Origin of the sequence: Pseudomonas sp. 13159349, assembly GCF_013305685.1 — a bacterium.
GTDB classification, from domain to species: Bacteria; Pseudomonadota; Gammaproteobacteria; order Pseudomonadales; family Pseudomonadaceae; genus Aquipseudomonas; species Aquipseudomonas asiatica.
This window is the reverse complement of the sequence record NZ_CP045553.1, coordinates 2,872,179-2,885,422: the sequence shown is the minus strand read 5'-3', so window position 1 is coordinate 2,885,422 and position 13,244 is coordinate 2,872,179. Positions and strand designations below refer to the sequence as shown.

The window sequence follows — 13,244 nt, the reverse complement described above, 5'->3', positions numbered from 1 at the left end:
TGCTACCCGGCAATGCCATGAGGCGGATCAAGAAATGGCAATAAAAACCCCGCCATTCGGCGGGGTTGTGCTGGAGCGGGATCACTTCTTGAGCGGAACCCGCGGCATGAAGCGGCCTTTTTTGCTGCGCTGCAGATGTGCAGGCTGGAGCTGTTCGGAATCATCCAGCGTCATGTGGGCGAAGCCCAGGCGAAATGCCGCTTGGCCGCAACGCACCTGGCTGTTGATCGGGAACGCGTCGTTCAGGTCTTCGAAAAAGGATTCGCTCATGCCCTGTCTCCCTCCAGTGGCGGACGCGTCGGCAACCAGAACAGTTGCTCTACCAAACGCGACCTGTGAAAGTGAGACTAGCTGGTCATTTGCGGACCGCCCAGACCGAAGCCTTGGACCCGACCAGCGGCAGACGCTCTACTTCAGGCGCACCGCTGTACCGGTAGCAAATACCACGACCATGCCGCCCTGTACCGACGGCATGCTGATCTCGAAATCCACACCCACTACCGCATCGGCCTGCAACTGGCGTGCCCGCGCCTTCAGTTCTTCGGTGGCCTGCTCCCGGGCTTGGCGCAGTGCGCTTTCCAGGGTTTGCGAACGCCCGCCGAAGAAGTCGCGAAAACGTGCAAAGAAATCGCGCACGAAATTGATGCCCTGCACCGATTCGGAGCTGACCACACCCAGGTATTCAGCAATCGGGCGGCCTTCGAGCTGGCTGGTGGTTGAAATGATCATGGGTGCGCTCCATTGGCCTGGCAAAAGAGGCCGATTCTAACAGAGCGCCCTGTTTGCAACGCGCATTTGTGGGAGCGGCCCTTTCGCGACGCAAGTCCGCTCCCACAGAGTCAGCTACGCGCTGACAGCCCTTAACCGGCGCCCAAGCCTTGCGCCAAACACGTTCACCAGCAACCCTGCCATCACCAGCAATGCGCCCCAGCCCTGGGTCGCAGTCAGACGCTCGCCCAGCAACAACGCCGAGGAACTCAGGCCAATCACAGGCACCAGCAGCGAGAACGGCGCCACCTTGCCGGCCGGGTGGCGCGACAGCAGCTTGCTCCACAGGCTGTAGCCGAGCATGGTGGCGACAAACGCCAGGTAAGCCAGGGCCAATACCGAACTCCAGCTGATATTGGCAATGGCGTGGCCGATGCGCTCCGGCCCCTCCAGCCACCAGGACAACGCAAGGAACGGCAGTGGCGGGATCAGCCCGCCCCAGATAACCAGCGCCACCAGGTCAACCGAGCCAAAGCGCCGGGTGATGATGTTGCCCATGCCCCACATGGCGCCGGCACACAGGGTCAGCACCAGCGCCAACATCGGTACATGGCCGCCGTCTTCGCTGCCGATAAGCGCCAGGCCGCTGGCGGCCACCAGCAGCCCCAGCACGCTGGCCAGGCGCAGCCGCTCGCCGAGGAACAACGCGGCGAAGCCGAGGGTGAAGAACGCCTGCGATTGCAGGATCAGCGAGGCCAGCCCTGGCGGCATGCCGCTGTACATGGCCTGGAACAGGAAAGCGAACTGGCCCAGCGAAATGGTCGCGCCGTAGGCGATCAGCCAGCGCCAGGGCAACTTCGGCCGCTTGACCAGCAAGATCGCCGGGAATGCCACCAGCAAGAAGCGCAATGCCCCCAGCAACATCGGCGGCAACCCATCGAGGCCAACCTTGATGACCACGAAGTTGACTCCCCAGGCGACAATCACCACCAGGGCGATGAGCAGATCCTTGAGTGGCATTGCGACATCCTTCTTCAAGCTTTCTAGACATATTTCGTTACAGCATAAGGCTATTCCTTTGACAGGGACCAGCACAGTTGCGGCCCAGAGGTGCGCAACAGTGACTGTTATCGTGCAAGGGTTGCCGAGGTGGCGGAGCGTCAGCTCCGGTATCCAGGTGCGACCTTTTCCAGCATCCGCAACAGTGCCGCCCATGCCAGCTGCAACGCATCCGGATCCGCCAGTTCGCCCTGTTTCAACCCTCGTCCAGGCTCATTGAACTGCCGCTCGGTATGCGCGCACACTTCGGCCGGCGGCAAAATCACCTGCCCGGCACTCTGTGCCGCCAACTGGATCTCGCACGCCTTCTCCAGGTAGTACATGCGCAGGAATGCTTCGGCCACGCTGCGCCCAGTGGTCAGCAGGCCATGGTTGCGCAGGATCATCACCGGCTTGTCGCCTAGGTCGGCTACCAGCCTTCGCTGCTCATCCATGTCCAGCGCAATCCCTTCATAGGCGTGGTATGCCACCTTGCCATAAAACTCCATGGACATCTGGTTGAGCGGTAGCAGCCCACATTCCAGCGCCGCCACCGCACAACCTGCCCGGGTGTGGGTGTGCAACACACAGCGGGCATCCTCGCGGGCAGCATGGATGGCGCTGTGGATGACGAAACCGGCCGGGTTGACCGGGTGCGGCGTCGCTTCAACCGGCCGGCCCTGCAGGTCGATCTTCACCAGGCTGGAGGCCGTGATCTCATCGAACAGCAAGCCGTACGGATTGATCAGGAAGTGGTGCTCCGGCCCCGGCAGGCGCAGGGAAATATGGGTGAAGATCAGGTCGCTCATGCGGAAATGGGCGATCAGCCGATAGCAGGCGGCCAGCTCCTGGCGCAGGCTTTGTTCCGTTGTGGTCATCATCGTTATACCTTTGCAGTACGCTATTTGCTGGCCCACGCATTGAAGCGCTGTTCCAGCTCTTCGCCATGGTCGACCCAGAATTCCACATTCATCGCCAACGCCCCCTGCAGGTTCTGCGGCGAAGTAGGCACCCAGCTGGCCAGGGACGGGTCTAGCTTCGCCGCCGCCTGGGTGTTGGTCGGCCCATAGGGAATCTGCTGCACATAACGCACCTGGGTGTCCGGCTGGTTGGCGTAGGCAATCAGCCGCTTGGCCTGGTCGACATGCCGCGAGCCTTTGATGATCGCCCAGTAATCCATGCCATACAGGCTGCCAGGCCAGACCACCGCCAGCGGGCTGCCCTGCTGGGCCGCCACGGCGATGCGCCCGCTATAGGTCGAGGTCATCACCACGTCTCCCGCCGCCAGCCACTGGGCAGGTTGGGCGCCGGCGTCCCACCACTGGATATACGGCTTGAGCTCGCTGAGCTTGGCAAAGGCACGCTCGACCCCTGCCGGGGTGGCCAGGACCTGGTACACATCCTCGACCTTCACCCCATCTGCCATCAGGGCGAACTCCAGGTTGTACACCGCACGCTTGCGCAGGCCGCGCTTGCCCGGGTACTTGCTCACGTCCCAGAAGTCGGCCCACGACGCAGGCGCCTGTGCCAGCTTGTTGCGGTCATAGGCAATGGCCACGCTCCATACCAGCGCGGCCGAGCCGCAGGCCTGTGCGGCGTCGGCAATCAGTTCATCCGCATGGCCCATGCGCTGCCAGTCCAACTGCTCGTAGACGCCCTCGTCGCAGCCGCGCATCAGGTCAGGCCCTTCTATCTGCACCACGTCCCAGTCGACATTGCCGGTCTCGGCCATTACCTGGATCCGTGCCATCTCGCCGTTGTACTCACTCTGGATCAGCTTGCTGCCATCCTGGGCACTGAACGGTTTGAAGATCGCCTCGTCCTGAGCTTTCTGGCCGGCACCACCATAGCCGACCACGACCATCTGCGGTGCCGCTTGCGCACTGCCCAGGCCCATGGCCAGCAACGCTGCGCAAAGGCTGCTTACACGTGGGAATACCTGCATCGTAGTTGCCTCCTGCCGGTGCCCGAGGGGCCCGTTTTCTTGTTGTTGTGAGGTCACGCCCTCGCCACGAGGGTGAGAAAAACCTAGTCGCCGACTAGTAAAAAAACAAGTTGATTTTTTACTGGTGCTACACTTTTATAAAAAAACAAGAACAACATCGCACCGGAGCCGCCTGTATGCAGACCGCCTTCCCTCATCTGTTCGAAGCCTTGCAGATCCGCGGCAAACGCTTGAAGAACCGCATCATGTCCACCGGCCACGACACCTGCCTGCCTACCGACAACCTGGTCAACGACAAGCTCATCGCCTACCAGCGCGCCCGCGCCGCCGGTGGCGTGGGCCTGATCGTGCTGCAGGTGGCCGGGGTGCATGACAGCGCTCGCTACACCTCGCATGTGCTGATGGCCACCGACGATGCCTGCATCGACGGCTACCGCCAGCTTGCCGAGGCCTGCCATGAGCATGGCACCGTGGTGCTGTCACAACTGTTCCACCCCGGGCGGGAGATCATGGAGTCGGCGGACGGTTTGCTGGCGGTGGCCTACTCGGCGTCCGCGGTACCCAATGAACGCTTCCGGGTGATGCCGCGCGCACTGGACCAAGCGATGATCGACGAGATCGTCCAGGGCTATGCCAGCGCTGCCCGCCGCCTGCACCAGGCCGGGCTGGATGGCGTTGAAGTGGTGGCCAGCCATGGCTACCTGCCTGCGCAGTTCCTCAACCCGCGGGTAAACCAGCGCTCGGATGGCTACAACGGTGAGCTGGAGCAGCGCCTGCGGTTCCTGCGCGAAGTGCTGGCCGCCGTACGCGCGGCTACCGACGAACAGTTCATCATCGGCCTGCGCATCAGTGCCGACGAGCGCGACAGCCAAGGGCTGAGCGAGGATGAATCGCTGGCCGCAGCGGTTGCCTTGCAAGGCCAGCTCGACTACCTGCACATCGTTGCCGGGACGTCGGCGTCCCTCGGCGGCGCCGTGCATATCGTGCCGCCGATGGCTATTCAACCGGCCTACCTGGCCCGTGAGGCCGGCACCTTCAAACAACACCTGAGCATCCCGCTGTTCGTCACCGGGCGTATCAACCAGCCCCAGGAAGCCGAACTGATCCTGGCCCGTGGCCAGGCCGACGTCTGCGGCATGACCCGCGCGCTTATATGCGACCCGCAGATGCCCAACAAGACCGAGCATGGCCAGGTCGAGGACGTACGTGCCTGTATCGCCTGCAACCAGGCCTGCATCGGCCATTTCCACCGCGGCCTGCCCATTTCCTGCATCCAGCGACCAGAGACTGGCCGCGAGTTGCAGTACGAGCAACTGCCACCCACCACCCGCCCCAAGCGCATCCTCGTGGCCGGTGGCGGGCCCGCCGGCATGAAAGCCGCCGCCGTGGCCGCTGCGCGCGGGCATCAGGTCACGCTGTACGAGGCTGGCCCGCAGCTCGGTGGCCAGGTGCTGCTGGCCCAGTTGCTGCCACGGCGCAGCGAGTTCGGTGGCGCCAGCACCAACTTGCAACGGGAAATGGCCCTGGCGGGCGTGGAAGTGGTGCGCAACACCCGGGTCGACCGCGCACTGGTCGAACGGGAACGCCCCGACCTGGTGATCGCCGCCACCGGTGCCACCCCCTACTGGCCGGCCTTCGAGCGCACCGGTGATCTACAGGTGGTGGATGCCTGGCAAATACTGCGCAGTGAAGCAAAACCGGGCCGCTCGGTACTGGTGATCGACTGGCGCTGCGACTGGATCGGCCCCGGCATCGCCGAACGCCTGGTACGCGACGGCCACCAGGTGCAGCTGGCGGTCAATGGCACCCATTGCGGCGAAAGCCTGCCGCTGTACGTGCGCGACCAACTGGCCGGCGAGCTGCATCGCCTGGGTATTCCCATCACACCGTATGCCCGCCTGTATGGCTGCGACGACAACACGGTGTACCTGCAGCACACCGCCAGCGGCGAACCGATGATCTTCGAAGGCATCGACACCCTGGTACTGTGCCAGGGCCATCAACCGGAAGACCGCCTGGCAACGGAGCTGGCTGGCTTGGTCGAGGTGCGCCGCATTGGCGACTGCCTGGCGCCGCGTACCGCCGAAGAAGCGATTCACGATGGCCTGACGGTTGCCTGGGCGCTCTGAGGCTGTACATACTGCGGCTTTTACGATGGACCGACGTGCATGAGCCAACTCCCCCAGCCCCCCGCCAGCGAAGCCGGGGGCGCCGCGCCGCAGTTTCTCGGCAGCCGCATTCGCGGCCTGCGCAAGCGCCGTGGCATGACCCTGGCGGAGCTGGCCGCGCACAGTGAGCTGACCGCCGGCTACATCAGCCAGCTGGAGCGCAACCTCTCCTATCCATCGATTCCGGCGCTGTTCAACATCGCCCGCAGCCTGGGGGTGACCATCCAGTGGTTCTTCGCCAGCGAAGCCATCACTGCGCCCGAAGACCAGGGCTATGTGGTACGACGCAACAGCCGCCTGAGCGTGCATTACGAAGACGGTATCGTCGATCAACTGCTCACGCCCCAGCCCAACCGTCAGCTGGAAATCCTGCATTCGCGCTTCCCTCCGGGCAGCTACAGCCAACAGAGCTACAGCCACGACGGTGAAGAGGCCGGCTACATCCTTAGCGGCAGCTTCGAGCTGTGGGTGGGCGAGCGGCATTTCCAGCTGGGTGAAGGAGACAGTTTCAGCTTCTCGAGCCAGGAACCGCACCGCTACGGCAACCCCGGTGAAGTCGATGCCGTGGTGATCTGGGTGATCACGCCGCCAACATTCTGAAGCATGCTCGCTCCCCAATATCCAGCAACAGGGTCTACCTTGTTAACCGAACTTTAGAGGAGCACAACCATGAAGCAGATCCTGATCATAGGCGCGGGCTTTGCCGGCCTGTGGAGCGCGCTCAGCGCCGCCCGCCAGCTTGACCTCCATGGCCGCAAGGATGTCGAGGTCACCTTGCTTGCACCCCAGGCCGAGCTGCATGTGCGCCCGCGCTTCTACGAACCCGACGTACATACCATGGCCGCGCCGTTGCAGGAGCTGTTCGATGCCGCCAACGTCCGCTTCGTGCAGGGCACGGCCTTTCATATAGATGAAGCGGCCCGCCGTGTGGGCTATCGCACCCGCAGCGGAACCCAATGCACCCTGCCCTACGACCGCCTGATCATGGCCTGCGGCAGCGTGCTCAACCGGCCCGACATGGTCGGCATCGAGCATGTGTTCGATGTCGACAAGCTCGACAGCGCCGCGCGCCTGGAAACCCACCTGAAGTCACTGGCCAACCTGCCCGACACACCGGCGCGCAATACCGTGGTGGTGGCCGGTGGAGGTTTTACCGGCATCGAGACCGGCACCGAACTGCCGGCCCGCCTGCGCGAAATCCTCGGCGAGGACGCAGCGTTGCGCGTGGTGGTGGTCGACCGTGGGGCGAGGATTGGCGCGGCCCTGGGTGACGGCATCCGCCCCGCCATCGAGCAGGCCTCCGAGGCCCTGGGCGTGGAGTGGATCTGTGGCGCCACGGTAGCCTCGGTCGACCCTGCCGGCGTGGTGCTGGACAACGGCCAGCGCATCGACGCCAGCACGGTGATCTGGACCGTGGGCTTCAAGGCCAACCCGCTCACCGAACAGATCAGTGGCGAGCGCGACCGCCAGGGCCGCTTGCATGTCGATGGCAATCTCAAGGTGAAAGGCAATGATGCCGTGTACGCGGCGGGTGATGTGGCCTACGCCGCCTGCGACGAGGCTGGCAATCATGCGGTGATGTCCTGCCAGCATGCGATTCCGCTGGGGCGTCATGCGGGCAACAATGCGGCGGCCGAGCTGATTGGCGTGGCACCGAAGACCTACAGCCAGCCCAAGTACGTGACCTGCCTGGACCTTGGGGCCTGGGGGGCGGTGTATACCGAAGGGTGGGAACGCACGGTGTCGCCACCGGAGGACAAGGCCGAAGCCAAGGTTTTGAAGGCGCAGATCAATACCGTGTGGATCTATCCACCGGCGGCCGAACGTGCTGCGGCGCTGGCAGCGGCTGACCCGGCTATTCCAGTGGCCTGACACCAGGCCGACGCGATCACTGTAGGAGCGGCCTTGTGTCGCGATGGGCCGCAAAGCGGCCCCAGAATTCTCGGCGTCAACGCTGAAACCCTGGGGCCGCTTCGCGGCCCATCGCGACACAAGGCCGCTCCTACATTCGATCGCGTACCTTCGATCAGGCAGCAGCAAACAGCTCGTTGGCAATCTGCGCCTGGGCAGCATCGATCGCCTGGCTGCGGTGCTCAGGGCCATAGGCCAGGCCATGGGCGCGGACGATTTCCAGGTCGGTGATGCCGATGAAACCCAGGAATACCTTGAGGAAGTCCTCATGCCCGGCGCCAGTCGGCTGGCCAGCGTGCAGGCCACCGGCGGTGGACACCAGCACTACCTTCTTGTTGCCGCACAGGCCTTCCGGACCGGCTTCGGTGTAACGGAAAGTCTTACCGGCGACGGCAACGCGGTCGATCCAGGCCTTGAGCTGGGTCGGCACGGTGAAGTTGTACATCGGCGCACCAATCACCACGGCATCGGCAGCCAGGAACTCTTCCAGGGTTTCCGCGCTCAGCTTGGCTTCGAAGGCCTGGGCTGCGTCACGCATGTCTTCCGGGGTGCCAGCCGCTACCAGGGTTGCCGCGGAGAAGTGGGCGATGGCGTCAGCGGCCAGGTCGCGGTACACCACTTCCACGCTCGGGTCGGCGGCTTTCCAGGCTTCGACCACTTCACGGCTCAGTTGGCGGGAGGCGGAATTGTCGCCCAGGATGCTGGAATCGATGTGCAACAGTTTCATGGGATTCTCCTGTGAATGAAGACCGCGACATTGGGCGATCACGATGGGGAGAATCCTACCGACATCAACAATGGCTGATAAGGCAGCAAAAATGCGTTAGTTTGTCCTACTGGTGGAACAGTGAGACATTCCCATGCAAGACCTCAACGACCTTTTCTACTTCGCCCGCGTGGTCGAAGCCGGCGGTTTCGCCGCAGCGGGCCGCCAGCTGGGCATCCCCAAATCGCGCCTTTCGCGGCGTATCGCCGAGCTGGAAGAACGCCTGGGCACGCGCCTGCTGCAACGCACTACACGGCAACTGAAGCTCACCGCGGTGGGCGAGCGCTACCTGCACCACTGCCAGGCCATGCTGCTGGAAGCCGAAGCCGCCGACGAAGCCGTGGCCAGCATGAGCAGCGAACCGCGCGGGCGCTTGCGGGTGTCGTGCCCGGTGGCATTGGCCCACGCCTTTCTGCCGGATGTGATCAGCCGCTTTCTTGCGCAGTACCCGCTGGTGCAACTGGACATGGTGCTGCTCAACCGCCGGGTAGACCTCATTTCCGAAGGTATCGACGTGGCCCTGCGCGTACGCGACCTGGGCGATGAAGACCCGGCCCTGGTCACCCGCCGCCTGCGCCAGGCGCAGATGCAACTGGTTGCAGCGCCCGGTTTCGCCGACCACATCCGCGAACCGGGCCAACTGGCATCATTGCCGGTGCTGGGCGCTGCCGAGGCGGACCGGCTGGTACACTTCCGGCTGTTCGGCCCCCACGGCAAACAGCAGGAAATCGCCCTGGAACCGCGCCTTGCCATCGATGATTTCGTAGTACGTAATGCTGCTGTACGGGCAGGCCTCGGGTTTACCGCGCTGCCCAGCATGTTCTGTGAAGAAGAACTGGAGCGTGGCGAACTGGTGCGCCTGCTGCCGGACTGGTCGCTGCCGGGTGGCTACCTGCAGGCGGTGTACCCGCACCGGCGCGGCTTGCTGCCTGCGGTACGGGTATGGATCGACCACCTGGCGGCGTCGTTCGAGGCCTGTGGAGAAAAGTATGTCTGAGCGGAACATGAGCGAAGCCCAGGTGGCAGCGTTCTGCCTGAGCCTGCCGGGTGCGCGGGAAGACTACAAATGGGGCGGCATCCGGGTGTTCTCCGTAGCAGGCAACAAGATGTTCGCGGTGCTCGACCTGGCGGGTGCGGGGTTGTCGTTCAAAGTGGCCGACGAACTGTTTCTCGGCTATTGCGATCGCCCGGGGGTGCGGCCTGCGCCGTATCTGGCACGGGCGCGGTGGATCAGCATGGCATCGCCCTACCCCATGGGGCGTGAGGAGCTGTGTGATCTGTTGCAGCGCTCGCACCAGCTGGTGGTGCGGCGGTTGCCGAAGCGGTTGCAGGTGGGGTTGGTAATCTAGCTAGCCTGTGCCGGCCTCTTCGCGGGCTTGCCCGCTCCTACAGGTACTCCACAGGCCTTGAGGGCAGTGAAAATCCTGTGGGAGCGGGCAAGCCCGCGAAGAGCCCGGCACAATCACATATCAACTGAAGGGCAGATACCGCCCGCCAAGAAACAGCCAGTCCGCCCAGAACACCTGGTGCACCAGCACAATCCCCCAGAACACCAGCTGGTACGAAACCTTGCGAGTCTTGTGTCGATACAGCTGCTGCGCCAGCAGTGCCCCCGGCCAGCCGCCCAGCAGCTCACTGGCATGCAGCACCTTCTCGGGCGTACGCCAGGCCTGGGTACGCGCCTGCTGTTTATCCTGCCAATACAGCAGCAGGCTGATCAGGCTCATTGCCGGGTACAACGCCAGCGGCCACCAGGCCTGGTCGACCCAGGCCATGCGCGCCGCGCCCAGGGCGGGCAGCAGGCACAGCAGGCCCAACAGCAGCAGCTTCAGGCGCACATTACGTACGCCCTCCACCCTTTGTCCCCGTGACGCCTCAGCCATGGGCCGTCGCCCAGTCAACCCAGCCGAACTGCCAGGTCGCCAGAATCAGCAGGCCAAAGGCAATGCGATACCAGGCGAACGCCGCGTAGCTGTGGTTGGCAATGAACTTGAGCAGGCCACGCACGGCGATCATGGCAAAGATGAACGAAGTCACGAAGCCAATGGCAAATACCGGCAGGTCACCAGGCTGGAACAGGTCGCGGTACTTGTAGCCCGAATACACTGCCGCACCGACCATGGTCGGCATCGCCAGGAAGAACGAGAACTCGGTCGCTGCCTTGCGCGACAGGCCGAACAGCAGGCCACCGATGATGGTCGAGCCGGAGCGCGAAGTGCCCGGGATCATCGCCAGGCACTGGATGAAGCCGATCTTCAGCGCGTGGCTCCAGCGCATGTCGTCCACGTGGTCTACCTCCACACGGTGCTCGCGGCGCTCGGCCCAGAGCATGATCACCCCGCCCACCACCAGCGCAGCCGCCACGGTGATCGGGTTGAACAGATATTCGTGGATCAGGTCGGCGAACAGCACGCCCAGCACCACTGCCGGCAGGAAAGCCAGCAAAAGGTTACCGGTGAAACGCCGCGCCGTGGGCTGGCTGGTCAGGCCGAAGACCACGTCGAAGATCTTGCCGCGAAACTCCCACACCACCGCCAGAATCGCCGCCAGCTGAATGATGATGTTGAAAGCCATGGCCCGTTCGCCACCAAACCCGATCAGGTCGGCGACGATGATCTGGTGGCCGGTACTGGAGATCGGCAGAAACTCCGTCAGCCCTTCGACCACGCCTAAGATGATTGCCTGGAAGGCAGTCCAAAAATCCATCGTTCCCCCGATGGAGCACTGCTCGTTGCAGGCCCCTTGTTCTTGATTTGCTTGAAATTGCCGCGCGCGGCCCGGCTGTTTTACAGCGACTGTTGGGCGTAATGCCAGTAGAAAAGTTCACGCCGCCTAAAGGTTTCATCTTGCGCGGCCGAAATCCTAGCAGAGCGCCTTCGCAATCACCTTGTACAAACTGCTGCAGACTATTGAATGGATAGCACTTAGCCATTAGTCGTGTGGGGGCCTCGCGCAAAGCATGCTTGGATGTGCCTGAATAAAAAGAACAATGCGGGAGCTGTGGTATGAAAACCCTGAGATCGATGTCTATCAGCCGCCGTCTGTGGCTGATCCTTTTGGTGGCGGTGGCCATGCTGGTGGTATTGGGCCTGCTGATGCTGCGCCAGATCCACGGTGACCTGTACCAGGCCAAAGCGGAGAAAACCCGCCACGTGGTGCAGACCGCAGCCGGTGTGCTGGCCTATTACCAAGAGCTGGAGGCAGCCGGCACGCTCAGCCGTGAAGCGGCCCAGCAACAGGCGCTGCAAGTGGTGCGGGCGCTGCGCTACGACCACGATGACTACTTCTGGATCAACGACCTGGGGCCGAAGATGATCATGCATCCGGCCAACCCCAAGCTCGACGGCCAGGACCTGTCGGCCATCCGCGACCCCGACGGCTTTGCCGTGTTCAACGAGATGGTCGCCCTGGCTCGGCAGCAGGACGCCGGGCCGGTCAACTACCGCTGGCCCAAGCCTGGCGCCAGCGAGCCGGTGGCCAAGACGTCCTACATCCAGCTGTTCAAGCCCTGGGGCTGGATCATTGGCTCAGGCGTGTACGTCGATGACGTGCAGGCCGAATTCACCCGCCAGTTGCGCGACGCCTCGCTGGTGGGCGTGGCCATCGCCCTGCTGATGGCGCTGGTGGTCATGCTGATTGCGCGCAGCATCGCCCGCCCGTTGCAGGAAGCAGTGCAGGCCATGGGCAACATCGCCAGCGGCGAAAGCGACCTGACTCGACGCCTGGACACTCACGGCCGTGACGAAATCACCCACCTGGGCGAGCACTTCAACCGCTTCAATGGCAAGCTGCAAGGCGTGGTCGGCCAGCTACAAGGCGCGGCCCATGCCCTGGCCCGGTCCGCCGGGCATGTCGGCGACAACGCCGGTGCCGCGCAGCAGCACAGCGCCCAACAGTCGCTGCAGATGGACCAGGTGGCCACTGCGGTCAACGAAGTGACTTACGCCGTGCAAGACGTGGCCAAGACCGCCGAGCAGGCCGCTGGTGAAATGCGCACCGCGCAACAGCAGGTGGCACACGGCCAGGAGGCCATTCACGGCAGCCTGGCGCAGATCGACCGGCTGTCGCTGACCATCGACCAGGCCGTGCAGGTGATCCGTGAACTGGCCGGGCACAGCACGCGCATCGGTGGTGTACTGGATGTGATCCGCTCCATCGCCGAACAGACCAACCTGCTGGCGCTGAACGCGGCCATCGAGGCGGCGCGGGCCGGCGAGCAGGGCCGTGGCTTTGCCGTGGTCGCCGACGAGGTGCGCCTGCTGGCCCAGCGCACGGCGCAGTCGACGGCCGAGATCCATACCATGATCGAGCACCTGCAAAGCCAGTCGGACGCTGCGGTCAAAGCCATCGACACTAGCAGCGAGGCCTCGCGCCAGACGGTCGAGCAGGCCCGCGAGGCCGGTGCCAGCCTGGATGCCATCAACCAATCACTGAACAACCTCACGGCGTTGAATGCCTCCATCGCCAGCGCCACCTTGCAGCAGTCGCACGTGGTAGAAGAAATCAACCGCAACGTGCTGGATACTGCCGGGTTGTCTCAGCAGACCGCCGATGCAGCGCGCCAATCCAGCGATGCCGGGATGGCGCTGGGGCAGCTGAGCGAAGAGCTGGAGCAGTTGTTGCGGCAGTTCCGGGTATAAGGTTGAGAATGCCGGGGGCGCTTTGCGCCCTTTCGCGACACAAGGCCGCTCCTACAGACGATCGCGTC

14 protein-coding genes are annotated in these 13,244 nt (G+C 63.7%); 6 read left to right on the top strand and 8 right to left on the bottom strand.

The features are described 5' to 3' along the window. Positions 1-81: 81 nt before the first annotated feature. The 5 genes from GEV38_RS13555 to GEV38_RS13535 form a co-directional block, all read right to left on the bottom strand. Complete coding sequence (locus GEV38_RS13555; RefSeq protein ID WP_003253897.1) at positions 82-270, bottom strand: hypothetical protein; 189 nt, start codon at positions 268-270, stop codon at positions 82-84. A 138-nt stretch (positions 271-408) separates the two neighbouring features. Next, entirely contained in the window at positions 409-729 is a 321-nt protein-coding gene (locus GEV38_RS13550; RefSeq protein WP_015270179.1) for a YbjQ family protein, read from the bottom strand. Between the two features lie 114 nt (positions 730-843). Further along, complete coding sequence (locus GEV38_RS13545; RefSeq protein ID WP_023663280.1) at positions 844-1,728, bottom strand: EamA family transporter; 885 nt, start codon at positions 1,726-1,728, stop codon at positions 844-846. Between the two features lie 140 nt (positions 1,729-1,868). Beyond that, positions 1,869-2,624, bottom strand: a complete 756-nt coding sequence (locus GEV38_RS13540) for a class II aldolase/adducin family protein (protein ID WP_054573126.1) — start codon at positions 2,622-2,624, stop codon at positions 1,869-1,871. Positions 2,625-2,647: 23 nt separating this feature from the next. After that, complete coding sequence (locus GEV38_RS13535; protein WP_054573112.1) at positions 2,648-3,691, bottom strand: ABC transporter substrate-binding protein; 1,044 nt, start codon at positions 3,689-3,691, stop codon at positions 2,648-2,650. A 176-nt stretch (positions 3,692-3,867) separates the two neighbouring features. Between GEV38_RS13535 and GEV38_RS13530 the strand changes: the two genes are divergently transcribed. From GEV38_RS13530 to GEV38_RS13520, 3 genes are all read left to right on the top strand, one after another. Next, entirely contained in the window at positions 3,868-5,820 is a 1,953-nt protein-coding gene (locus tag GEV38_RS13530) for an FAD-dependent oxidoreductase (protein WP_054573111.1), read from the top strand. 39 nt (positions 5,821-5,859) lie between these two features. Continuing rightward, the gene (locus GEV38_RS13525) at positions 5,860-6,459 is read left to right on the top strand and encodes a helix-turn-helix domain-containing protein (RefSeq protein ID WP_015270174.1); all 600 of its coding nucleotides are present in this window, start codon (positions 5,860-5,862) and stop codon (positions 6,457-6,459) included. A 69-nt stretch (positions 6,460-6,528) separates the two neighbouring features. Next, complete coding sequence (locus GEV38_RS13520; protein WP_054573110.1) at positions 6,529-7,731, top strand: NAD(P)/FAD-dependent oxidoreductase; 1,203 nt, start codon at positions 6,529-6,531, stop codon at positions 7,729-7,731. Positions 7,732-7,885: 154 nt separating this feature from the next. Here the strand turns inward: GEV38_RS13520 and GEV38_RS13515 are convergent, their stop codons facing one another. Then, positions 7,886-8,497, bottom strand: coding sequence for an FMN-dependent NADH-azoreductase (locus tag GEV38_RS13515; protein WP_003258995.1), 612 nt, complete (start codon positions 8,495-8,497; stop codon positions 7,886-7,888). 133 nt (positions 8,498-8,630) lie between these two features. Here GEV38_RS13515 and GEV38_RS13510 point away from each other — a divergent pair, with 133 nt between their 5' ends. Beyond that, positions 8,631-9,533: a LysR substrate-binding domain-containing protein gene (locus GEV38_RS13510; protein WP_015270172.1), complete on the top strand. Its 903-nt coding sequence runs from the start codon at positions 8,631-8,633 to the stop codon at positions 9,531-9,533. Beyond that, positions 9,526-9,885 carry an MmcQ/YjbR family DNA-binding protein gene (locus tag GEV38_RS13505; protein WP_043935581.1) on the top strand — a complete coding sequence of 120 codons (360 nt, stop codon included), beginning with the start codon at positions 9,526-9,528 and terminating at the stop codon, positions 9,883-9,885. The genes GEV38_RS13510 and GEV38_RS13505 overlap by 8 nt, the downstream gene beginning before the upstream one ends. Positions 9,886-10,005: 120 nt before the next feature. Here the strand turns inward: GEV38_RS13505 and GEV38_RS13500 are convergent, their stop codons facing one another. Together GEV38_RS13500 and GEV38_RS13495 are read right to left on the bottom strand one after the other, a co-directional pair. Further along, a complete protein-coding gene (locus tag GEV38_RS13500) occupies positions 10,006-10,419 on the bottom strand; it encodes a DUF1294 domain-containing protein (RefSeq protein WP_043935580.1) in 414 nt (137 codons plus the stop codon). Next, on the bottom strand, positions 10,412-11,242 hold the full coding sequence (locus GEV38_RS13495; protein WP_003258998.1) for an undecaprenyl-diphosphate phosphatase: 831 nt from the start codon (positions 11,240-11,242) through the stop codon (positions 10,412-10,414). The genes GEV38_RS13500 and GEV38_RS13495 overlap by 8 nt, the downstream gene beginning before the upstream one ends. A gap of 299 nt (positions 11,243-11,541) precedes the next feature. Between GEV38_RS13495 and mcpP the strand changes: the two genes are divergently transcribed. Next, the gene (gene mcpP / locus GEV38_RS13490; protein ID WP_015270168.1) at positions 11,542-13,176 is read left to right on the top strand and encodes a methyl-accepting chemotaxis protein McpP; all 1,635 of its coding nucleotides are present in this window, start codon (positions 11,542-11,544) and stop codon (positions 13,174-13,176) included. Positions 13,177-13,244: the final 68 nt, after the last annotated feature.

What these genes read in the sequence shown, in the direction of transcription:
- GEV38_RS13520 (WP_054573110.1), top strand. Translation starts at nt 6,529, where the DNA reads ATGAAGCAGATCCTGATCATAGGCGCGGGCTTTGCCGGCCTGTGGAGC.
- GEV38_RS13525 (WP_015270174.1), top strand. Translation starts at nt 5,860, where the DNA reads ATGAGCCAACTCCCCCAGCCCCCCGCCAGCGAAGCCGGGGGCGCCGCG.
- mcpP (WP_015270168.1), top strand. Translation starts at nt 11,542, where the DNA reads ATGAAAACCCTGAGATCGATGTCTATCAGCCGCCGTCTGTGGCTGATC.
- GEV38_RS13500 (WP_043935580.1), bottom strand. Translation starts at nt 10,419, where the DNA reads ATGGCTGAGGCGTCACGGGGACAAAGGGTGGAGGGCGTACGTAATGTG.
- GEV38_RS13505 (WP_043935581.1), top strand. Translation starts at nt 9,526, where the DNA reads ATGTCTGAGCGGAACATGAGCGAAGCCCAGGTGGCAGCGTTCTGCCTG.
- GEV38_RS13545 (WP_023663280.1), bottom strand. Translation starts at nt 1,728, where the DNA reads ATGCCACTCAAGGATCTGCTCATCGCCCTGGTGGTGATTGTCGCCTGG.
- GEV38_RS13550 (WP_015270179.1), bottom strand. Translation starts at nt 729, where the DNA reads ATGATCATTTCAACCACCAGCCAGCTCGAAGGCCGCCCGATTGCTGAA.
- GEV38_RS13555 (WP_003253897.1), bottom strand. Translation starts at nt 270, where the DNA reads ATGAGCGAATCCTTTTTCGAAGACCTGAACGACGCGTTCCCGATCAAC.
- GEV38_RS13535 (WP_054573112.1), bottom strand. Translation starts at nt 3,691, where the DNA reads ATGCAGGTATTCCCACGTGTAAGCAGCCTTTGCGCAGCGTTGCTGGCC.
- GEV38_RS13515 (WP_003258995.1), bottom strand. Translation starts at nt 8,497, where the DNA reads ATGAAACTGTTGCACATCGATTCCAGCATCCTGGGCGACAATTCCGCC.
- GEV38_RS13510 (WP_015270172.1), top strand. Translation starts at nt 8,631, where the DNA reads ATGCAAGACCTCAACGACCTTTTCTACTTCGCCCGCGTGGTCGAAGCC.
- GEV38_RS13530 (WP_054573111.1), top strand. Translation starts at nt 3,868, where the DNA reads ATGCAGACCGCCTTCCCTCATCTGTTCGAAGCCTTGCAGATCCGCGGC.
- GEV38_RS13495 (WP_003258998.1), bottom strand. Translation starts at nt 11,242, where the DNA reads ATGGATTTTTGGACTGCCTTCCAGGCAATCATCTTAGGCGTGGTCGAA.
- GEV38_RS13540 (WP_054573126.1), bottom strand. Translation starts at nt 2,624, where the DNA reads ATGACCACAACGGAACAAAGCCTGCGCCAGGAGCTGGCCGCCTGCTAT.